Source organism: Dyella sp. ASV21 (assembly GCF_016428975.1).
GTDB lineage: Bacteria > Pseudomonadota > Gammaproteobacteria > Xanthomonadales > Rhodanobacteraceae > Dyella.
The window spans coordinates 22770-41285 of the sequence record NZ_JAELTT010000038.1; the positions used below are offsets into that span (position 1 = coordinate 22770).

Here is an 18516-nt window from a genome sequence, read left to right on the forward strand (position 1 = left end):
GAAAAGGTGCTGTCGCACAGCCATGCCATGGGACAGCAACCCGCACGCCGGTACAAGTCAGCGACCGACTTCGGCTTGCGCCAGTTCCACCCGCAACGTCTTGATCAGGTCGGCGCGCGACACTTCAAATTGGTCTTCGCGACGCAGGTCCTTCACGGTGACCACGTCCTTGGCGATTTCGTCCTCGCCCAGCACGATCACGAAGCGGATGCCCGCGCGATCGGCATACTTGAATTGCTTGCCCAGCTTGCCGCCCTCCAGCACTACCTCGGTGGCGATGCCGGCGCCGCGCAACTCGCTGGCGAGCGCCAAATACGAGGACATGTGCGCCGCATCCATCTGCGTCACCAGCACGTCGACCGTGCTCTTGCCGGTATCGAGCAGGCCGGCGTCGCGCAGCTGCCAGTAAAGGCGGGTAAGTCCGATGGAGATACCCACGCCCGGCAGCTTGGACTTGGTGTACTGGCCGGCGAGGTTCTCGTAGCGTCCGCCCGAGCAGATCGAACCGATCTGCGGGTAATCGTTGAGCGTGGTCTCGTAGACGGTGCCGGTGTAGTAGTCCAGGCCGCGCGCAATGGAGAAGTTCAGCACGTAGTGCGACTCGGGCACGCCGAAGTCGCGGATCAGGCCCAATACTTCCTTGAGCTCGGCACGCCCCTGCTCCAGTGCTTCCGGCCCGGCGCCCAGCGCATCGAGCTTGTCGAACGCATCCTGCAGCGAGGTCGAACGCACCTGCGAGAAATCGAGGATCTTCTGCGCGGTATCGGCACTGAGGCCAAACGACTCGCCGGTAAGCGTTTCGCGCAGGTAGTCGGCACCGCGCTTGTCCAGCTTGTCTACTTCGCGCAGCACCAACGTCTGCTGCTCGCCGTCGACGATGCCCAGGCTTTCGTAGAAGCCACGGATCAGCTTGCGGTTGTTGAGCTGGATGGTGAACGCACCGATGTTCAGCTCGCGGAACACGCTGTAGATCACCGCAGGCAGCTCGGCGTCATAGCGTACCGACAGACTGTCCTTGCCGATCACGTCGATGTCGCATTGGTAGAACTCGCGGAAGCGGCCGCGCTGGGCACGCTCGCCGCGGTATACGCGCTGCATCTGGTAACGTCGGAACGGGAACGACAGGTCGTGCTCGTGCTCGGCCACGTAGCGGGCCAGCGGCACCGTAAGGTCAAAGCGCAGCGCCAACTCCGGCACGCTATCGCCCTTCTCCGCGCTCAACGTGCCGGTGGACTGCACGAAGTACACCTGGCGCTCGGTTTCGCCACCGGTCTTGGTCAGCAGCACATCGGAGTATTCGATGACCGGCGTCTCCACCGGCAGGAAACCAAAGCGCTCATAGTTGCGGCGGATCACATCGAGCATGCGCTGGAAAGCGATCTGGTCGAGCGGCAGCAGCTCGAGCACGCCGGGCATGGTGCGGGCCGGGGTAAGCGCCATGAAATCCTCTACTATTTCGATGATGTAATACGACGGCCAACCGCGCTCTTGCGCGGCCGCCGACGGAGCCGTATAGGTTAGCAGATGGCCGCTTTGAGCCCGAGTCGCACGACAGCCGAAACGGGCCCATGCAATTTTTTTTGACAGACCTGTTGCCAAGCCCCGGCAGGGTCATTAAGATACGCGGCTCCCACGGGGTGTAGCTCAGCCTGGTAGAGCGCTACGTTCGGGACGTAGAAGTCGCATGTTCGAATCATGTCACCCCGACCAAAATTCGATGAAAAAGCCGGCCTAGCGCCGGCTTTTTTATGGCCACCTATCGGTGCGCACCCGCGTCACTGCTTCTCGGGCAAGAACACCGCCAGCAGCGCGCCCAGCGGATCGCGCACTACCGCATAGCGGCCGATACCAGGAATATCCTCGGGTTGCGTGGCCACTTCCGCGCCCAGCGAGTCTGCCTTGGCGGCCGCGGCATCCACGTCCGCCACCAGCACGTAGGGCAGCCATAGCGACGGCCCGGCCCCACCCGGATTGCGGATCAAACCGCCTCGCCCGATGCTGCCGGACTTGAGCACGTAATAGGTCTCCTCGCCGGCCGGCATGGTGTCGTGGCTCAAGCCGAATAGCGATTCGTAAAAGCCCAGTGCCGCCTGGTCGTCCGTCGCGTGCAACTCGTGCCAGCACCAATGACCGGGGGGCACGCTGCTGTCGGGCGCATCGTCGTTCACACCACGCCAGATCGAAAACATGGCACCCACCGGATCGAGCATCGTGGCGCCACGACCCGCTGGCGGGAGATCCCGCGGGGGCATGCATGGCGACGCGCCAGCCACCAACGCCATGGCATAGCTTTCGTCCACATCCGCCACACTGAGATAGATGCCCCAGTTGGTGGGCTCGCCCTCCTGCGCGCGACGAAAGCCACCGATGCTCATGCCGGCATTCATGATGACCTGGTAGGGCTCGTCGGCGACATCCATCAGCGATACCTCCCAACCGAACAGGTCGCGATAGAAGTGGCTCGCCGCGGCGGTATCGGTACTGGCGTGCTCGACCCACACTAGCTTTCCGGGCAGGAACGGCATGGTCTGGCCTCCGAGAGATATCGTCTCCCGCCAAGGCTACCCGCGAAGACATGACGAGAAGGTCGTCATGTCGCCATGAACATCAGGACTGCACGGCCAGCGCGGCCAGGCGATCGAGTTCTTCGTGGTCGAAACCCGCTTGCAACCGCGCGGGGCGATTGAACGGACCGCGCAGGGTGCGTCCCATGTAGTTGCGGAGCAGGTCGAGGAAAGTCTCGCGCGGATCGAGGCCATCGCGCTCGCAGCAATGTCGGAACCAGCGCGTACCCGCGGCCACATGGGCCACCTCCTCGCGCAGGATCACCTGCAGGATCGCCACCGTGCGTTCATCACCCAACGATTGCAGGCGCTCGATCATGCCCGGCGTAACATCCAGCCCACGCGCCTCCAGCACGCGCGGCACCAGGGCCATGCGCGCGGTGTCGTGATGAGCGGTTTTCTCGGCCATTTCCCATAAGCCGTTGTGTGCGTCGAAGTCGCCGTAGGCGTGGCCAAGCTCGGCCAGGCGCTCGCTCAGCATGGCGAAATGTCGCGCTTCGTCATGCGCGCAACTGGCCCAGTCACGGTAGTAATCCAGCGGCTTGCCACGGAAGCGATACACGGCGTCCCAGGCCAGGTTGATGGCGTTGAATTCGATATGCGCCACCGCATGCACCAACGCAGCACGCCCTTCCGGCGTGCCGAGGCCGCGATGCGGCACCTGCCGCTGCGGCACCAGCGCAGGCCGCTCCGGACGGCCGGGTGCCCCAATGGGCTCGGGCGCCGGCGAATGCTCGCTCGGCTGCAATTGCCCTGCCTGAAACGCCTGCCAGGTTTCATGCGTCAGCCGTAGCTTGTCGGCCGGCTCGGTGGCGTCGAGGCAACGCTTGGCGGCGGCGTGGAGATCGTTGGTCATGGAAGGTGTTCGCCGGCAACCGCCCTGCACTTCACCCTCTCCGAGCAGGGAGAGGGTTTGCAGCGGCGCTTACGCGCTGCGGCGTGCCGCCTTGGCGTCGTCCGAGCGCAGCATTTCGATCTGCTGCAGGTAATGCTGATCCAGGCCCGTGACGTATTCGCCGGAGAAGCACGAGGTGTCGAAGTGCTTGAGCGCTTCGTTGCCGTCCTGCACGGCCCACACCAAGTCCTTGAGGTCCTGGTAGATCAGCCAGTCGGCGCCCAGCACCTTCTCCACTTCCTTTTCGGTGTGACCGGCGGCCACGAGTTCGGACGCGGCCGGCATGTCGATGCCGTACACGTTCGGGTAGCGCACCGGCGGCGCAGCGGAAGCGAAGTACACATTCTTGGCACCGGCATCGCGTGCCATCTGGATGATCTGGCGCGAGGTGGTGCCGCGCACGATGGAGTCGTCCACCAGCAGCACGTTCTTCTTGCGGAACTCCAGCTCCACCGGATTGAGCTTGCGACGCACGGATTTCACGCGCTCACCCTGCCCCGGCATGATGAAGGTGCGGCCGATGTAGCGATTCTTGACGAAGCCCTCGCGGAACGGCACGCCCAGCGCCTCTGCCAGCGCGGAAGCGGCGGTACGGGCGGTATCGGGAATCGGGATCACCGCATCGATGCCGTGATCCGGACGCTCGCGGAGAATCTTCTCGGCCAGCTTCTGGCCCATGCGCAGGCGCGCCTTGTACACCGACACGTTCTCGATCATCGAGTCCGGGCGGGCCAGGTACACATACTCGAAGATGCACGGCGCGTGCGTGGCGCTATCGGCACAATGACGGGCATGCAGTTGGCCATCGTTGGTGATGAATACCGCCTCGCCCGGCGCCACGTCGCGCAAACGCTTGAAACCCAGGATATCCAGCGCCACCGACTCGGACGCCACCGCGTACTCGCGGCCCTCTGCCGTCACGCGCTCGCCCAGAACCAGCGGACGGATACCATTGGGATCGCGGAACGCCAGCAGGCCATAACCCAGCAGCAGCGCAAGGCAGGCATAGCCGCCGCGTGCGCGCTGATGCACGCCTGCCACCGCCTTGAAAATGTGATCCGGCGTAAGCGCCATGCGGTCCTGGATCTGCAGCTCGTGCGCCAGCACGTTCAACAGCACCTCGGAGTCCGAATCGGTGTTGATGTGGCGACGATCGTCCTCGAACATCTCGCGACGCAGCGTCTCGGTATTCACCAGGTTGCCGTTGTGCGCGAAAGCAATGCCGTAGGGCGAGTTCACATAGAACGGCTGGGCCTCGGCCGAGCCTTCCGAACCCGCGGTGGGGTAACGGCAATGCCCCAGGCCAATGCGGCCACGCAGGCCGCTCATCGCGGTCTGGTTGAACACATCGCGCACCAGGCCATTGCCCTTGTGCAGGCGCAGGCGCGCGCCGTCCACCGTGGCGATGCCGGCAGCGTCCTGGCCGCGGTGCTGCAACACGGTCAAGCCGTCATAGAGTGACGCGGCGACCTCACTGGTGCCGACGATGCCGATGATTCCGCACATGGTTGAAAGCCTGTATTTAGTAAGTCGTGGCCGAAGCTGCCGTGGAAGCGGCGGCGGGATGGGCTCTGTGGTCGGTCGCTGGCGAAGCGCCCGGCACAGCCGCCGGCAAGGCGGGAAGATGGTCTAGCACCGCTGGGGCATCGTTGAGGTAATGACGGACATTGTCCGGCACGCGCTCGCCCAGCCACGCAGCCACTCCCTTGAACTGCGGCAATAACACCGAATCCTGCCACCAGGGATCACGCGTAAACGCGGTGAACCCCAGCAGAAACACCGCCAGCGTCACCAGTAGCACGCCGCGGGCAAAGCCAAACACCATGCCAAGCAGACGATCGGTACCGGACAACCCGGTACCCTCGACCAGCCTGCTGATCAGGAAACGCAACAGCGCCCCGGCGATCAGTACGGCAAGAAAACAGATGCCGTAACCCACCAGAATCCGCGCCGAAGGCAGCTGGATACTGTGTTCGAAATGCGCCGACACATCCGGGCCGAACGTCCAGGCCACCCAGAACGCCGCCGCCCACACAGCCAGCGCCAACACCTCGGAAATAAGGCCGCGCCACAGCCCAATCAAGACGGACAGGGCCAGCACGGCGAGAATGATGTAGTCGGCCCAGTTCACCGTGTTGCCGCCTCAGCGCGAATCAGGGTGCGGTGACGACGTTGCCGTCGACGCCCAGCTTGGCCTTGATCTGGTCGCGGATGCGCACCGCGTCGGCCCGCTGCGTCTGCGGACCGGCACGCACACGCCACAACTGCTTGCCGTTGGCGTTGACCGTATCCACATAACCGTCGAAACCGTTGGCGCGCAGCTTGTCGCGCAGGGCGTTGGCGTCGGTCTGGGCGCCCACGGCCGCCACCTGAACCGCCCAGCCCCCCGCACGCGAGCCTGAGGCCGTGGCGGCGGTGCTGCTGGCCGGCTTGCTGGCAGGCGCGTCATCCTGCGTCGGCGTGCTGGCGCTGCCTTCGAGGCGGGCCGGTGCACCGGGAATGGTCTGGGTGATCTTGAGACGGGCTGCTTCGGCCGCGGCGCGCGATTCGAACGGACCCGCCGTTACCAAGGTCAATTCCTTGCCGCCCTGGTTGATGGTGCGGCCGGCGGCCGGGTAACCGAGGCCACGCACGCGCTGGATCAGACTCTGCGCGCTGCTACTGGACGCATAGGCACTGAGATTGAGTGAAAACTGTCCATGCGCGGCGGTAGCGGGCGGCGTGCTCGGCACGGCCGTCCCGGTGGTCGGCTGGCTCTTGGAACTCATCGCCGCGGCGCCCGCGGCGGCGGCGGCCGCGGCGCCAGCCTTGGTTTGCGCCGGAATCACCGGCTGCGACGGGCTGGAGCCCGGGCGCGTGACCGTGGTGGGCTCCGGCGCCTGGCCCGCCGTGGGATCGATCTCCACATCCTTGGGACGATTGGAGCCGATATTCACCGTAGCCAGCTGGTCGGAACCTGCCGGGGTGACTGCCGGGGTCGGTGCTGGCACGACCGGCTTGGATGCCGGCGCCACGCTGCCGCTGGAAACCGCACCGGAGGTGAGGCTCATGGTCTTGGTCTGCAGGTCGCGATCCGGTGCTGGCGGAATGGCCAGACTCACCGACTCATCACCACTGGTGGTCGGCGGACTGCTGGAGAAAAGCATCGGCACGAACAGGACAGCCAGCGCGATGAGTACGGCAGCTCCCAGCAGACGTGTTTTCAAGACAGGCTCCAAACGGCGGGGGATGCGAGAACGTGGCGATTATACCCGGCTGAGTCCCCGCTCAGGCCCCATTGCCGAGATTCGATTCAGCCAGCACCGCTGCCGCCACGAAAAACGAGCCGAAGGCCAGTACGCGATCGCCGGGTTTCGCCGCCGCGCGCGCGGCGCGCCATGCCGCTTGTACGTTGTCGTGCCGGTCGTAGCGCGCCTCCGGCAGGGCCAGCACCAATTGCCCGGCAAGCACGCGCGAGGACAACCCACGCGGCGTGTCCTGCTCCAACCCCGCCAGGTGCCAATGGTCAATGCGTGCGCCCAACGCGCGGATCACCCCGCCCACGTCCTTGTCCGACAACGCGCCGTACACGGCATGCACACGACCACCCGGCCGTGCATCCAGCCATTCAGCCAGGGCGCGCGCCGCCTGCGGGTTATGACCCACATCCACGATGAGCGCCGGATCGCCACCCAGCGCCTGCAGGCGCGCAGCCACGCTGGCAGCGGCAACGCCAGCACTGGCGGCCGCGCCGAAATCCACCACGCCCCAGGCGGCATCGAGGCTGCGCAGGGCATGCAAGGCCGCCAAGGCACTGGCTGCGTTGGCATATTGCACCGGCGCGGCCAGCGCCGGATCGGGCAAGCTCAGCACCGTGCCGTCGCGGTGACGCCACCGCCAACCCGACGCCTGACGCTCCACCTGAAAGTCCTGGCCGGCCCGCTGAACATGGGCACCGATGCGCCGCAGGGAATTCAGCAGGCCCATCGGCGGGTCCAGTTCCCCCACGATGGCGGGCCGACCGGCCCGGGCAATGCCGGCCTTCTCCATGCCGATGCTGTCGCGGTCGGGGCCGAGCCAATCCATGTGGTCCAGATCCACCGTGGTGATGACGGCGATGTCGGCATCCACCAGGTTTACCGCGTCGAGGCGGCCGCCCAGCCCCACTTCCAGCACCGCCACATCCAGCCCGGCGCGCGCGAACAGGTCCAGCGCGGCCAGCGTGCCGAATTCAAAATAGGTCAGCGGAATCTCGCCACGCGCCGCTTCGATACGCTCAAAGCTCGCCACCAGGGTCGCGTCTTCGGCGTACCGGCCATCCAGGCGGATCCGCTCGCGGTAATGCAGCAGGTGTGGCGAGGTATAGCAGCCCACTCGCTGGCCGCCAGCACGCAAGATCGCCTCCAGCATCGCCACCGTGGAGCCCTTGCCATTGGTGCCGCCCACCGTGATGACCCGGCGCGCCGGCGCCGGCGCGCCCATGCGTTGCCACACCGCGCGTACGCGATCGAGCCCCAGCTCGATACTGCGCACGTTCACGTGCTCTTGGTAAGCCAGCCATTCGTCGAGAGTGCGGGTCATACGGTCAACCAGTGAGATCAGGCGTCCAGCGGACGCAACCAGAAGCGGAGGCGATGCGTAGTGGACTCCAGCGCATCGAGTTCGGTCCAATCCAGCGTGCAAAACATATCGTCCTGGCGTTGGTAACCACGCTTGATCCAGAACGCATCGTTGGGCCGGAAATCGGCTGGACGACGCGGGTCATTGGCGGCGCGCTCCACCGCGCAAAAGGCGGTCCATCGATAACCGCCCAGACGGCGCGCATGCGACTCGCGCTGTTGGAAGAAGCGGTGTCCCAGGCCCTGCCCGCGATACTCCTTCAGCAAAACGGATTCGCCGAAATAGAACACCTCGCTGAGCAGCATGCCCCGCTGCACGAACGGCTGCTGGATCGCCGCCACTTCATCGGCAAGCGGAACGCCGGTGGAACAACCGATCACCCGATCGCCGTCCAGGGCCAGCACGAACACGCTGCGCCTGGAGCGCGCATACGCCTCCAGGTAGCGACGCTCGTAGCCCATGTCGCCCTCATAGAGATAGGGGTAGTCGCGGAATACTGCGATACGCAGCCGGGCCAGGTCGTCCAGATAGGGACGAACCGCCTCGCCCACGCAGGTCTTGACGGTGACATCCATCGCTCAGCCGCCCGACACCTGCGCGATCCAGTCCTGCAAGTTGTAGTAATTGCTGACACGCGCGATGCGCCCGTCACGAATGTCGAAGAAAGCCCCGCCCGGCAGCACATAGCGCTGGCCATGCGCCGCCGGCAGACCGTCGTCGTCGGCCAGATACTGGCCATGCACCACGTATTCGGCGGCAGCCCGCGCGTCATCCACACTGACCATCACGACGATGTCGCGCAATTGCTCGCGATAGCAGCGATTCATGCGCTCCAGAAAACGCCGGAATGTCTCACGGCCCGTCTCGCGATGCCCCTGGTTGATATCGTGCGCCACGTCGTCGGCAAGACAGGCCAGCATGGCCTCCCAGTCGGCGCGATTGAAGGCGTCGTAATAGCGCTCGATCAAAGCTCGGGCAGCGGACATCGGCAGCTTCCTGCGGGGGAATCGGGGCGCACAGCTTAAAGCATGTGCGCGGCCCGGGCGCCCTTCCCCGCGCTCCCTGGCGTATTAGAAATGAATGCCGCTCGCGCGGAGCACCCAATACATGCCGAACAGGCTCCAGAACGCTTTCTTCAGCGCACGCCCGGCAAGCAGCGCCACCAGCAGCCCCAGCAACAGCGGCATGTGCTTCTCCAGCGTGCTGCGCGTGTCTTGGATGATGTTCATGTGATGCCCCTCCCGCACCCCATCGGTGCGGGTGGAATCATCTCCCCACCGCCGCCCGCCCAGCAGGGCACGCCGTCAGCCATCGCGGGTGACAGGTATCACAAAGGGGCGCGGCGCAGGCGCAAAGCGTTGCCCACCACCGAGACCGAGGACAGGCTCATCGCCAGCGCCGCCACCATCGGCGACAGCATCACGCCAACCAACGGATACAACGTACCGGCCGCCAAGGGCACACCCACCGCGTTATAGACAAAGGCAAAAAACAGGTTCTGATGGATGTTGCGCACCGTCGCCTGCGACAACGCGCGAGCGCGCACAATGGCCGTGAGCTCGCCCTTGACCAGGGTGACCTGCGCACTCTCCATGGCGATATCCGTGCCCGTACCCATGGCGATACCGATATCAGCCGCCGCCAGCGCGGGTGCGTCGTTGATGCCATCGCCCGCCATCGCCACCCGATGCCCTGCCTGCCGCAGCGAATGCACCACGGCGGCCTTGTCCGCCGGCGATACCTCCGCATGCACTTCATCGATGGCCAGCTCGCTGGCGACCGCACGCGCCGTGGTGGCGCTGTCGCCGGTCAGCATCACGATACGCAGGCCCGCCGCATGCAAGTCACGAATGGCTTGCGGCGTGCTCGGCTTGATACGGTCCGCCACGGCAATAAGACCCGCCAGCGCACCATCCACCACCAGGAACATCACCGTGGCGCCGTCGGCGCGCAAAGCCTCGGCGCGCTCAAGTGCGGAGGCATCCGGCATCACGCCGACATTCAAAAGCAGCTGCCGATTGCCCAACGCCACCGCGTGGCCGGCAATTTCACCCTGCACGCCCGCGCCGACCACGGCCCGGAAGTGCTCGACATTCGGCACCCGCACCTGACGCGCTTGCGCGCCATCCACGATGGCGCGGGCCAACGGATGTTCGCTGGGGCGCTCCAACGCCGCCGCCAACGCAAGCAACCGATCGAAGGGATAAGCGCCCAGGCTCACCACATCGCGCAGCGTGGGCTTGCCCTCGGTCAGCGTGCCGGTCTTGTCCACCACCAGCGTATCGATGCTCCGCAGCGACTCGATCGCCGCGGCATCACGAAACAGCACACCGTTCTGCGCCGCGCGGCCGCTTGCGACCATGATGGAAATGGGCGTTGCCAAGCCTAGCGCGCAAGGACACGCGACGATCAACACGGACACCGCCGCGATCAGCGCATAAGCCAGCCGCGGATCGGGCCCAAACCACGCCCACAGCGCGAAAGCCAGCACCGCTGCCGCCACCACGGCCGGCACGAACCATGCGGCCACGCGATCCGCCACGCGCTGCAAGGGTGCCTTGCTGCGCTGCGCCTGTGCGACCAAGGCCACTATCTGCGCCAGCAACGTATCGGCGCCCACTTTGTCAGCGCGCATCAACAAGGCCCCATCCTGATTCACGGTGCCAGCAGTGAGGGGTTCGCCCGCCGTCTTGGCCACCGGAAGCGGCTCGCCAGAGAGCATGGATTCGTCGATGTGACTGCGCCCATCGAGCACCACGCCGTCCACCGGAACCTTTTCGCCGGGGCGTACACGCAGGGTATCGCCGGTGTGCACCGTCTCCAGCGGCACATCCTGCTCGGTGCCATCCGCGCTCAAACGACGCGCCGTCTTCGGGGCAAGCGCCAGGAGACTCTTAAGCGCCGCGCCGGTGCGGCGACGTGCGCGCAACTCCAGAAAATCGCCCAGCGTTACCAGCGTGACAATGACCGCCGCCGATTCAAAATAGAGGCCTACGCGACCATGCATGTCGCGGAACCCCGTTGGAAACAGCCATGGCATCAAAAATGCCGCCGTGCTGTACCACCAGGCCACCCCCGTGCCAAGCGCAATCAACGTATACATGTTCGGCGACCAGGGCTTGAGCGAGCGCCAGCCGCGCGCAAAGAACGGTGCGCCGCCCCACACCACCACCAGCGAAGCAAGTACCGCTTCCACCCACGCCGCCACGCCATCCCACGGCACCGGCCAATGCCAGCCAAACAGGTGGGGAACCATCGCCAACACAAACACCGGCAAGGTGAGCACGGCCAATAGCCCGAAGCGCCGCGACATGGAGCGCAGTTCATGCCCGTCATCCTCAACCAGACTCGGCATCATCGGCTCCAGCGCCATGCCGCATGTGGGGCAATCGCCTGGGCCGATCTGCCGTATCTCCGGATGCATCGGGCAGGTATATACGACCGCGGCCGATGCGGGCGCGGGTGCGGCCTGCGACGAGAGGTAACGCGCCGGATCGGCGAAAAACCTCTCCTTGCAGCGCTGTCCGCAGAAGTAATACATACGCCCCGCGTGCTCGCCCCGATGCTCGGCTCGTGCCGGGTCCACCGTCATGCCACACACCGGGTCCTTGGTGGCTTGCACCGGATGATCGTGATCATGAGCATGTGTCGCAGCAGCCGCATCACCGCCGCAACACGATGACGCCACCAGCGGGGGCTCGGGCATCTTGGCGCTACAGCAAGCGCGCTTCTCGTTGCTCACGCGGCATCCTCCTGATCGGTCAATGCACGCAAAATTGGACATTGCTCCGGCGCCCCATGCCCCGGGCAGGCCTCGATCAACTGCTCCAACCCTTCGCGAACGCGGGTCAGCTCAGCGATACGCTCATCGATAGCGGCCAACCGCGCCTTCGCGCGCTGCTTCACGGCTTTGACGCCACGATGGCGATCCGCCGACAAAGCCAGCAGGTCACGGATTTCCTCCAGTGTGAAACCCAGACCCTTGGCACGGCGGATAAACCGCAGTTGTCGCACAGCGCTCTCGCCATAGGTGCGATAGCCCGACTCGCGCCGCTGCGGCTCAGGCAACAAGCCCTCGCGCTCGTAATACCGGATCGTATCGATCGCCACACCGGCGCGCTTGGCGACGGCCCCAATGGTCATGGCAGCAGTGGAAGTGTTCATGCCTCGAAGGCTAGACCCTTGATCTAGATCCAGAGTCAAGTGCCGCATAGGCAATGAGACTTTTGTCGAAAGCCCTTAATCTTGTCACTAGAGTCCCTAACCTTGGCACTGGCCCTTAACGCTGGCACTGGGCGAGCCCCCATGTCGCGGACAAGCAGCCGCCGCTGCGGCCCTTACATCTCAGTTCTGCAGGTCCGCTGGCCTCGATTAGCGAACCGGGGTGGACGAGAACACAACCCTACCCCCGATAACAGTCCCTAACCGCCCTGCGCCCCCCAATCCTGGCCCAGCACCCAAGCGAGGCGCCCCGCGCTCGGCCCACCACTCCTGATTCCCTTATATTGGAGGGCGGGCGTAGGATGTTGAGGCATCCAAAGGGCGCGGCCTTCAGACGCCGCTGCTGAGAACCTTTTATAATTGTGAGGTTTCGCTGGCCCCCAAACCATGCCCAACCCAACAGCCCGCATGAAATCCGCGATTTTGGCCGCCCTCGAGGCCGCCAAGGACGCCGACGTGCGTACACTGACCCGGACGGCGTTGGTGAAGTACGTCTATCTGCTGGACTGCCTTTACGCCGAGGGGCACAACGGCGAAACCGCCAGCGGAGCCCAGTGGCATCTCAACCACTTCGGTCCGTTCGCGGTCGATCTTGTCGAGGCCATCGACACATTCGAGAATCAGGGCGTTATCCAGTCCCGTGATGGCACGGCCGGAAATAAGGACTTCAAACTCTATTGGCTCACGGATCACACGCGCGGCCAACGACTTTCGGATTTCGGACTCTCCGGTGCGCAGGAACATCGCTTCACCTCGTTGCTGAAGAAGGTCGCAAACGACCTCAGCAAACTGCTCGACCACGTGTATTTCGATACACCTCCCATGGCCGACGCACGAAAGGTTGGTGATGTCCTCGATTTCAGCCCTGGCAAATACCCCCCTCAATCCGCGCCGCGTCAACATCTCCACATCAAAGATCCGACCAAGATTTTTCGCTTGTTGGAACTCAACGAGAAGTTGAAGCAAAAAAGAAGGGCGCGATCCAACAACGCGCTTGCGTGGGCCACCCATCGCCCTATCTACGATGCCGCCTATAAAGAGGCCATGGCCGCGGCTGATGCCGAAACAGACGTTGTCTCCGAGCCTATCACCGTTGATCTTGGCATCGAATAAGGACGTACCCCATGGTCGTCGGCAATGGAACGGACATCCATAAGGTCTTGCCCGTATACCGAGACGATCACTCCGGTCTTTCCGTAAATGGTCCGGCCCAGATCGGCCAACTTGTCTGCACGCCAGCCCCCGATTTTGGTCACCCCATCAAAATCATGGACGTGATTCGGTCCAATCAGATCGAGCACAACGCCGTCTCAGGCACCATCCGCAATCTGGATCCGAACATCGATTATAGGGAGAAGCCAAAGCGGCTCCCGGTTCTCTCTTTGGGCCTTGGGAAGAACGCGGAGTTGATGGCGATCCACTCAAAGATGCGGCGCTGCATCGTGTTGGCACGTGCGGAGGGCATCCCTCTCGCTCACTTGCCGCAAAACGAGCGGGCCCTTGCACACGACGCATTTGACAGGACGTACTACCTGGTGGCTCCCATCTATTCGGTGAGCACGCCTGGCGAAAGACGTGCGATGACGCCAACGATTGCGGCCCGGGCGGAGTGCCTTGTGTATCCCCACTTGGTGTACCTGCCGAAAAGTGGTGGAGTCATCGCCAACGACAGCATCGCCCGATTGGACCGATCCTTCTGGTCGCCCTTGGCCGAGCCAACAGAGTTGTACTTGGCGGCGTTGAGCGAGGAACGCATGAATCACCTCTCCAATCAACTCAATGTGCTTCACGGGTTGGATGTGGATGAAGAGTATCTAGAGATGGTGGCGCTGCTCCGCGGTGAACTGGCCCAGGAGTTTGAGGCGGGTCTTCCTGGCCAAACCTAGATAGACCACCACGTCACCTCATACCCATTGCTCCATCCACCCGATGACTCCCAGACGTCTCTTCCGCTGCTTGAAGCGCCGAGGAAGGAAAAAGCATGACCATTTCAAGCAACGCCACGCGACGCGAGCCCCACGGCCATGGCGCCCATTCCGCCTCCCATCCACATTGGGAACTTCGGCGAAACGCATTGATTTGGTCGGGCGAAACTCCGGTGGCCGCCAATCTCTCACCATTTGCAGACGAAATGGTCAAATGGCTGCAGCAAAAGGGGCCACTTTCGGTCGTTACACAAGCAACGCGCAACCATCCGCTTGGTTACACAAATCCATATACATACCCAGCCGCGACCATTTCGGCCGGCCTCGGGGCGATCATCAACGCAATCGTCGCATTCTGTAAAAGCACCGAACCCATGGATCCGTTGGAGGCCGAAATCCAACGGATCCGACTACACAGCGAACTTGCTATCAACATTGCACGATTCTGCGAAGTCACGATCAAGCAACTCCTCCACTGCACAAACGTGCCTCTTGCAATGTACCGTCGGGCAACGTTGGGGCAACTCTTGGCCCAGGATTGCCCAGCATGCCGAAAGGCAGGCATGAACACTCATGACATATCCTTGCTGGGTGCATTAGCGCACCGTTATTTTGAATGCTTAGCGTTGGAACATTGCGTGATCGATCACATGAAGATCGTTGGCGATCGGCGCAAGATGGACGCGGCCCACTCAGAGGCTCCGATTCTCAACCCACGCGATGCGGCGGCCTCTCGCTCCGATCTTTTCGAAGTATTGGAAGAGTCAGGATATGGCTTGGGACACATGGCCGACCATATCGGCACGTACGAACGAAAAATGCTTCAAGAAGTTGGCTTGATTATCGCATCGTGGCCCACTCCACCTTCCCTCAATACGTTATCGCGCGTTCCTGTACGGATCCAGGAAGATGACCCACGGTTGCCGCCTAGATCTCACTCAGGAGAGTCTTCTGCCGTATAGACAACGGGCGATACACGGCCAAAGAACCATCCTCTTACAGTTTCATCTCACTCCTGACCCAGCTCCCCAAAGAGACGCACCACACGCTCTGCCGACAACATCCAATCGCCAAGGCCTGCGCAACGGGCCGGCGCTGCCGCAACGTCTTGGTGCTCACAGGCTAAACTTGATGCCGTTGCACGGCGATTGAATGAGTGGCCGCGGCAGACGTTAAACTTCGAAAACCGGCCGAACGATTTCAATAATGTATCGCGTTGACCGGCTGAAGTCGCAGTCGAAGGCGGGCACTCGCCCTACCCTCGATAACTTGACCTAATCACCTGGATTTGATGCCTGCTCATAGGCACTACAAAACCGCAACCTTCTTGATGTTCATTTTTTCGCTCTCCCAAAAGTTCATGTCAGCGTACTTCATGAAAATATCGGGCGGGAGCAACGTGGTTCGACTAGAGGGTTCCACTCTTCGCCTTACTGTGTGCAACCCTGGCATCCCCAGCCTGAGGTCGAATTCATCTTGCACGAAATCGACGTGTTCGAAATCGTGCTCAAAGTGAGGCAACCCAAGATGATCGTACAGGCCTGCCATGACCTTGGATGGGTCGCGCACCAAAGACTCATACCGAACCACAATCAATTTGTCGGCATGCTCACCAAACCAAGCTTCGCGCAATGATCCCCATGGAAGGCCGACAAGGCCTTGTTCTGAGTCCATCAGATCCTTGACCCGTCCGTACACATTGCGAGCGTTCCTGCTTTGAAAAATGCTCGAGACATGTGTTGGATTGGCACGCACAAGCTTCTCTACGCTATCGATGACCCATGGTACTTCACGGACACAGCAGATCACGCGGGACCGGGGAAATAGAGAATCCAGTAAGGACAGCCGCGCCGTCCACGTCCGATTCGTATCAAAGACGATCTTTCCCTGCTCAATATCAGAATGATGATATGCGTTAAATAGGCCACTAAGCACTCGGTGCCTGGACTCCCCTTGAAAGAACGGCGCGTACTCACCCGCGCCACTCATCTTTGGCAAGACACCACTGAACAACGACGCCACCGGGCTGCTCATGTTGGCAGAGAAGCCCGGGTTCTGGCGAAGAAGCGCTGCCAGAAGCGTCGATCCCGACCGCGGGAGTCCCGAAATGAAATGGACGAGCTTCATTTTAATATTGCCCTGCACTCTCTTTTGATGTGGAACTATTCGGTAGTTAATGCTGCGCCTACGCGCGGCAAAGCAAGGACTTTTCTAGTGGCGTCATGCCCGCGGTTGCGGGCACGACGTTCAGACTTGGCAACATGCTTACCGCGCGTGAGCATGTTGCTCTCGAGACCACATCAAGCGGCGTGTGCGTGACCGTACGAACTCAATAGCGCACCGTTTTGCAAAAGCGACTCCGCCTGCGCCAAGCTGTATCCGTCCACACCTGCCACGCCCGCATCAAACGTATTCATGGCTTGCACTAGCTGCTGCACCTGCGCGACTGTGCTCACATCTTCGTTTGTAATGCCTGCGTACAGGTGCTGTACGTTTGCAAGATCCGACGCCCCCATTGCCTGATTGGCACTGCCCAGTACGGCATTCATAATCGACCCCGCGACATCGGTATCGGCCAAACCGAGTGCATGTCCAATCTCGTGCATGGCTACCTGCTCAAACGTCGCATTCGTCTCGGCATACGCCAGCCGGCCGTTGCCATTTTTAGCCAACGGCGCCTGACTCGGATCCTCCAGCTCAACTACGGCGCTTGCGAGATTTCCGCCGCTCTTGCCGTACCGGGTCAGGCCGATCTCGTTCGTGCTTGCGGTATTGAGGCCACCGAAGCCAATCTCGATGTCCGCCTGGCTGCCAGTGGCAACTTCTTCGAAGTTCAGCCCGGAAGCCACGGCCCATGCTTGGAAGGCTTGCTTGACCTCAGCTTGCTGTTCGCTATCGGTGATGGATTTGCTGATGCCCTCACCTGAATTCGCAAAGCTCCAGGTAATGGTTTTGTCGGCCCATGCGGCGTTTTCATAGACGCTGTCAGATTGCTCAGCTTTGGCGATTTGCGCTGCCGAAGGCTTCTGGCTGCCCCACGTCGTCAGGCCATAGCCGTAGTAGCCCGAACCCGGATCAGGATCGCCGGTCCCGCCACTAGGGTCATCCCAATTGGAGCCTGTATCCCCTGAGCCGCTCACGTAGTCGCCGCTGTTTGAGCCGTCAAAGGTGATGGATGCGTCCGAGGCCTGAACGTCATCACCCGTCCCTGTGATGGTGAAGTTGTCACCCGCCGACCCAATGATATTGTCATCCGAACCATTGATGGTGACGTGATCGTTGCCCGACACGTCAATGGTGCAGTGACTTAGGTCCAGCGTGTCCGAGCCATTGATGGTCACCTGATCGTCGGAGCCCGTGACCACATTCAGCGCCCCATCGACAGTAAACGTGCCCGTGCCAAGGTCATGGATGGTGTCGTATACGCCAGCCACAACGTCATTCTTGGCGCCGCTGTTGATGTCTACATAGTCACCATTCAACGAGACGCCATCGCTCGACTGCTGCAGGTCTACGGTGTTGTATGTACCGGACACCGTGTCAGTGATGCCCGGCTCGGCCAGGTTGACGGTGTTGTAAGACGAATTGACCGTGTTGCCACCGTTAAACAGAGCAAACGACGAGCCACTGTTCGAGTCGAGATTAAGCGTGTCATTTGAGCCGACCAAATATCCCGTGAAGTCAGCAGCGCCATTGATCGTGCCGCCAGATACGGTAATCGTCTCATTCGTGGCGTTGGCGACGGTGTTAATCGTATCTCCACTCGACGTCAGATCGACTTGGGCTCCGGTGCCCACCAGCCCAACAGTTGTATCTCCATTGACAGTGACCTTGGCGTTCGTGCCGGCATCGACGGTATTGCCGGTTGTGTCAACGACCTGATTCGTGCCACTAACACCAATGGTCGCACCACTGTTACTCGCGATGGTGATCGTATTGCCGGAGCCGCCGATATTTCCAATGACCCCATTGCTTCCTGCCAGATTAATGGTGTCGCCGGTTCCAACGATGTTTTCCCCAGTTAGATTGGCATTGGTATCGATCGTGTCGCCAGCCGAATCAACCGACAGGCCTTGGTTTGAATACTGCAGAGTTATTGTGTTGCCCGAGCCAACGACTGTCTCTTATACACATCTGACGCTGCCGACGACAACGTTCGGGTGTAGATCTCGGTGGTCGCCGGAGCAGTAAAAAAGGGGGGGGGGGGGGGGGGGGGGGGGGGGGGGGGGGGGGGGGGGGGGGGGGGGGGGGGGGGGGGGGGGGGGGGGGGGGGGGGGGGGGGGGGGGGGGGGGGGGGGGGGGGGGGGGGGGG

At 62.5% G+C, this 18516-nt stretch carries 17 protein-coding genes and 1 tRNA gene; 4 read left to right on the plus strand and 14 right to left on the minus strand.

Annotation, left to right across the window (positions count from 1 at the left end; all coding sequences use genetic code 11):
• Positions 1-57 precede the first annotated feature (57 nt).
• A complete protein-coding gene (hisS, locus tag JHD67_RS13535; RefSeq protein ID WP_199099790.1) occupies positions 58-1440 on the minus strand; it encodes a histidine--tRNA ligase in 1383 nt (460 codons plus the stop codon).
• A gap of 193 nt (positions 1441-1633) precedes the next feature.
• Here hisS and JHD67_RS13540 point away from each other — a divergent pair.
• Positions 1634-1710: transfer RNA gene (locus JHD67_RS13540), tRNA-Pro, on the plus strand.
• Between the two features lie 65 nt (positions 1711-1775).
• Here the strand turns inward: JHD67_RS13540 and JHD67_RS13545 are convergent.
• The 11 genes from JHD67_RS13545 to JHD67_RS13595 all read right to left on the minus strand — a co-directional run bounded on the left by JHD67_RS13545 (position 1776) and on the right by JHD67_RS13595 (position 12222).
• A complete protein-coding gene (locus JHD67_RS13545; protein WP_199099791.1) occupies positions 1776-2525 on the minus strand; it encodes a VOC family protein in 750 nt (249 codons plus the stop codon).
• An 82-nt stretch (positions 2526-2607) separates the two neighbouring features.
• Positions 2608-3420: a ferritin-like domain-containing protein gene (locus JHD67_RS13550; protein WP_199099792.1), complete on the minus strand. Its 813-nt coding sequence runs from the start codon at positions 3418-3420 to the stop codon at positions 2608-2610.
• 69 nt (positions 3421-3489) lie between these two features.
• The gene (gene purF / locus JHD67_RS13555; protein WP_199099793.1) at positions 3490-4965 is read right to left on the minus strand and encodes an amidophosphoribosyltransferase; all 1476 of its coding nucleotides are present in this window, start codon (positions 4963-4965) and stop codon (positions 3490-3492) included.
• Between the two features lie 16 nt (positions 4966-4981).
• The gene (locus tag JHD67_RS13560; protein WP_199099794.1) at positions 4982-5590 is read right to left on the minus strand and encodes a CvpA family protein; all 609 of its coding nucleotides are present in this window, start codon (positions 5588-5590) and stop codon (positions 4982-4984) included.
• A 22-nt stretch (positions 5591-5612) separates the two neighbouring features.
• A complete protein-coding gene (locus tag JHD67_RS13565) occupies positions 5613-6665 on the minus strand; it encodes an SPOR domain-containing protein (RefSeq protein WP_199099795.1) in 1053 nt (350 codons plus the stop codon).
• A 61-nt stretch (positions 6666-6726) separates the two neighbouring features.
• On the minus strand, positions 6727-8019 hold the full coding sequence (gene folC, locus JHD67_RS13570) for a bifunctional tetrahydrofolate synthase/dihydrofolate synthase (protein WP_199099796.1): 1293 nt from the start codon (positions 8017-8019) through the stop codon (positions 6727-6729).
• Between the two features lie 17 nt (positions 8020-8036).
• Positions 8037-8633: a GNAT family N-acetyltransferase gene (locus JHD67_RS13575; RefSeq protein ID WP_199099797.1), complete on the minus strand. Its 597-nt coding sequence runs from the start codon at positions 8631-8633 to the stop codon at positions 8037-8039.
• 3 nt (positions 8634-8636) lie between these two features.
• Positions 8637-9044, minus strand: a complete 408-nt coding sequence (locus JHD67_RS13580; RefSeq protein ID WP_199099798.1) for a ketosteroid isomerase-related protein — start codon at positions 9042-9044, stop codon at positions 8637-8639.
• 84 nt (positions 9045-9128) lie between these two features.
• A complete protein-coding gene (locus JHD67_RS13585; RefSeq protein ID WP_199099799.1) occupies positions 9129-9287 on the minus strand; it encodes a hypothetical protein in 159 nt (52 codons plus the stop codon).
• A gap of 98 nt (positions 9288-9385) precedes the next feature.
• Positions 9386-11764: a heavy metal translocating P-type ATPase gene (locus JHD67_RS13590; protein WP_199099806.1), complete on the minus strand. Its 2379-nt coding sequence runs from the start codon at positions 11762-11764 to the stop codon at positions 9386-9388.
• A gap of 32 nt (positions 11765-11796) precedes the next feature.
• Positions 11797-12222 (minus strand): heavy metal-responsive transcriptional regulator, encoded by a 426-nt coding sequence (locus JHD67_RS13595; protein WP_199099800.1) that lies wholly within the window; start codon positions 12220-12222, stop codon positions 11797-11799.
• Between the two features lie 465 nt (positions 12223-12687).
• Here JHD67_RS13595 and JHD67_RS13600 point away from each other — a divergent pair, with 465 nt between their 5' ends.
• From JHD67_RS13600 to JHD67_RS13610, 3 genes are all read left to right on the plus strand, one after another.
• The gene (locus tag JHD67_RS13600) at positions 12688-13392 is read left to right on the plus strand and encodes a hypothetical protein (RefSeq protein WP_199099801.1); all 705 of its coding nucleotides are present in this window, start codon (positions 12688-12690) and stop codon (positions 13390-13392) included.
• An 11-nt stretch (positions 13393-13403) separates the two neighbouring features.
• Positions 13404-14165, plus strand: coding sequence for a hypothetical protein (locus tag JHD67_RS13605; RefSeq protein WP_199099802.1), 762 nt, complete (start codon positions 13404-13406; stop codon positions 14163-14165).
• A gap of 95 nt (positions 14166-14260) precedes the next feature.
• Entirely contained in the window at positions 14261-15166 is a 906-nt protein-coding gene (locus tag JHD67_RS13610; protein WP_199099803.1) for a hypothetical protein, read from the plus strand.
• A gap of 346 nt (positions 15167-15512) precedes the next feature.
• On the opposite strand, the gene JHD67_RS13615 is transcribed toward JHD67_RS13610, so the two are convergent.
• Both JHD67_RS13615 and JHD67_RS13620 read right to left on the minus strand, forming a co-directional pair.
• Positions 15513-16331 (minus strand): sulfotransferase, encoded by an 819-nt coding sequence (locus JHD67_RS13615; RefSeq protein ID WP_199099804.1) that lies wholly within the window; start codon positions 16329-16331, stop codon positions 15513-15515.
• Between the two features lie 173 nt (positions 16332-16504).
• Complete coding sequence (locus JHD67_RS13620; RefSeq protein ID WP_199099805.1) at positions 16505-18001, minus strand: matrixin family metalloprotease; 1497 nt, start codon at positions 17999-18001, stop codon at positions 16505-16507.
• Positions 18002-18516 lie beyond the last annotated feature (515 nt).